We start from the raw sequence: 2,834 nt of genomic DNA, 5'->3' as shown, positions 1-2,834 counted from the left end.
CTGTCCACCTGGCTGCCAGTATTGGCCGTGAAGCTTTCTACCTTGCTGATCGGGGCGCCTATCTGCCAGTCGCCAGCACTGTGAGCAGACAGGTGTTTGATACCCCCTGTTGTTTCTGCCTTAGTCAGTTTTGCTCCGCCATGAATCTGGAAGTCATTGATGGGAGCGGAACCTTCTACAGTCAGGGGCTGGTCACCAGTGGCCATTCTTAGCCGGGAGGACATATCCCTGGGTTCCATAACCGGGGTTTCGGTATCGCTGACGTACAGGTGATCAAGAGTGGCACTGGTTGTCAGGGTATTGACTCTGTCTATCCAGCCTCCTGCGACCCAGTTGGCATCGGACAAATTAACCTTATTCAGAGTGCCTTTGTTATCCACCTTGCTGACTGAGCCACCACCCCCAAATTCCAGTTCATCAACGGTAGCGCCTTTGCTGATGGTCAGGGTTTCTAATGGTTTACCGCTGGTGGTGACCAGGGTTAATGTTTGAGGGTCTGCTGCTGTGCGGGCTGCCGGGTTTTCCAGAAGGGTAATCCGGTCAATTTTGCCCACACTTTTCACTTTGAGTGTACTCACACCCTCGTGAGTGCCTGGTGCATTCCAATCACGTCCTTTGACAATAATAGAATCCAGAGTGTTTGTGTCGGACTTGAAGTTACCCCCCCAGAGTACAAGCCGATCATCTTTTTCACTGTTACCCTCAAAGTGTGTTGTTTCACCGTCCAGTTGTGAATAAGTCAGATTTGAACGATCAGCGTCTGAAAAATCGACTGTATCTACTTTAGCTAAACTGAGCAAAGTCGTGCGCGTGGGCATTTCGTCCGAATAGGCAAAAAATACAGTTTTGTCTTTGCTGATGGGTGCAGTTGTTGCTTTTTCAGTCCCTTCAGCAGGTTTCAGCGATATAGCTTTTACCAAATCAAAAGTGTTTTTTCCTCCTAATATATGGAGTCTTTTATCCTGATAGACTTTGTCTGCCCAGCCTTCACCTGCAAAACCAATTTCACTGATACCTGAGTGCCTATGTGGTATATCACCACTCATGATGTAGATGGCGTCATTTTTATCAGTGTTGCCTTTAATGACAACATCATCATTGCCACCATCTTGTACATAGAGCAGGTTGGGGCGTGCAGTGCTGGTAGAAAAATCAACTTCACCAATGGATTGTGGTGACTGGTTCGAAATGATGAAGTAGTCGTCTTCTTCGTATTCTTCCTTGAATGCCAGGTTCAGCGACATGTCCTGATCAGGAAGATTTGCAGGTGCTGTTCCCGCTCTTGTCAGTGTCCCACCTTCTTCGACAGCAATGGCGAAGATATCTTCAACAAAACCATGGGATTTCCAGCCTGTTCCCTTGATAACAATGTTTTCAACCCCCTTTACTGATCCAAAATGAATATTGTCGTTAACGTGCAGCTCTCCGATCATGTTCGGTGAGTCAGAAAGAAATCCGACAGGGGTATTTTCTGAAGTGTTCAGCCATAGGTTTCTTGATGTGGGAGCCATTGGGGGAGCAAGGTTGCTGAGCGTGACCCTATCGACAGCATAAGGTTCTATATGTGTTGGACTGGCTTTGGTTACCACTTTTTTGACGCCGTTAAGTGCAGGCAATTGCCATTGCCCCCCACTTTGTGGCGCCATGATGATGGAAACACCTGTCATCTCATTAATTGTACCGTTTTTTAGGGTGATTTGATCATTAAGGGTCAAGTTGCCTTTGACTTTATTAATGGCTCCAGCTTCCTGTATAAGACCCATTGGGGGGCGGCTGCCTTCTTCTGAAAAGTCAACCTGATCAACTGTCCCTCTGTTAGTGATTATGAATTGTTTGGTAGACGCTGCTGAAAAGCTTAAATTCAGTGCTTCTGTTGGTGGTGACTCTGAAGACGAACTCGTGATTGTGCTGGCATGACCGTCTTTATCAACCAGAACTCTTTTTAGATCAGTAATGGGATCCCTGACATTCCATTCATTGCCTTTAATGATGAGATCTACTAAACCATTAGCAGACCCCAACTGGCCGGATTGGCCTAGTGTGAGTTTTTTTATCTTACCTTGGTCGGCTGTTTCTATGTTTAGAGGTTGTTTTGAAGTGGTAAACTTAAGGTTGGCTTTTGCTTTATCGAGTTCTGAGCCGCTAACATAGACATTATTGAGTGAACTGTGTGTCTTGAGTTTGTTGGCCCCAGATATCCAGCCGCCCACATTCCAGCCTGTACCTGAAACAGAAACCGTGTTGAGTGTTCCGCTGTTGGTAACACTATTAACCACACCGTTCTGCCCAAGAGCCAGTTCTTCAACTGTGGCTTGCTCATTAATAACAACGGTTTTCAGCGGTTCGCCACTGGCAGTGACCAGAGTTATTGTGCGAGGCGATTCTGCTTCCAGTTTAGGGGAAGGGGTGTCTGTGACCGTCAGCCTGTCCACCTGGCTGCCAGTATTGGCCGTGAAGCTTTCTACCTTGCTGATCGGGGCGCCTATCTGCCAGTCGCCAGCACTGTGAGCAGACAGGTGTTTGATACCCCCTGTTGTTTCTGCCTTAGCCAGTTTTGCTCCGCCATGAATCTGGAAGTCCTTAATGGGAGCGGAACCTTCTACAGTCAGGGGCTGGTCACCAGTGGCCATTCTTAGCCGGGAGGACATATCCCTGGGTTCCATGACCGGGGTTTCGGTATCGCTGACATAGAGGTGGTCAATAGGGGAGGCGGCTGATAATGTTCTGGCCTTGTCGATCCAGCCGCCCACATTCCAGCCTGTACCTGAAACAGAAACCGTGTTGAGTGTTCCGCTGTTGGTAACACTACTAACCACACCGTTTTGCCCCAGTGC

Annotated in this window: 1 protein-coding gene; it reads right to left on the bottom strand. The window is 48.0% G+C overall.

The annotated features are described in order from the left end of the window. Nucleotides 1-2,834: hypothetical protein (locus tag GZ78_RS29245; RefSeq protein WP_034831847.1), on the bottom strand; the 2,834-nt coding region annotated here is incomplete at both ends.

Origin of the sequence: Endozoicomonas numazuensis (assembly GCF_000722635.1) — a bacterium.
GTDB classification, from domain to species: domain Bacteria; phylum Pseudomonadota; class Gammaproteobacteria; order Pseudomonadales; family Endozoicomonadaceae; genus Endozoicomonas_A; species Endozoicomonas_A numazuensis.
Note: the sequence above shows the minus strand (reverse complement) of the source record. Positions and strands in the feature narration are given on the sequence as shown.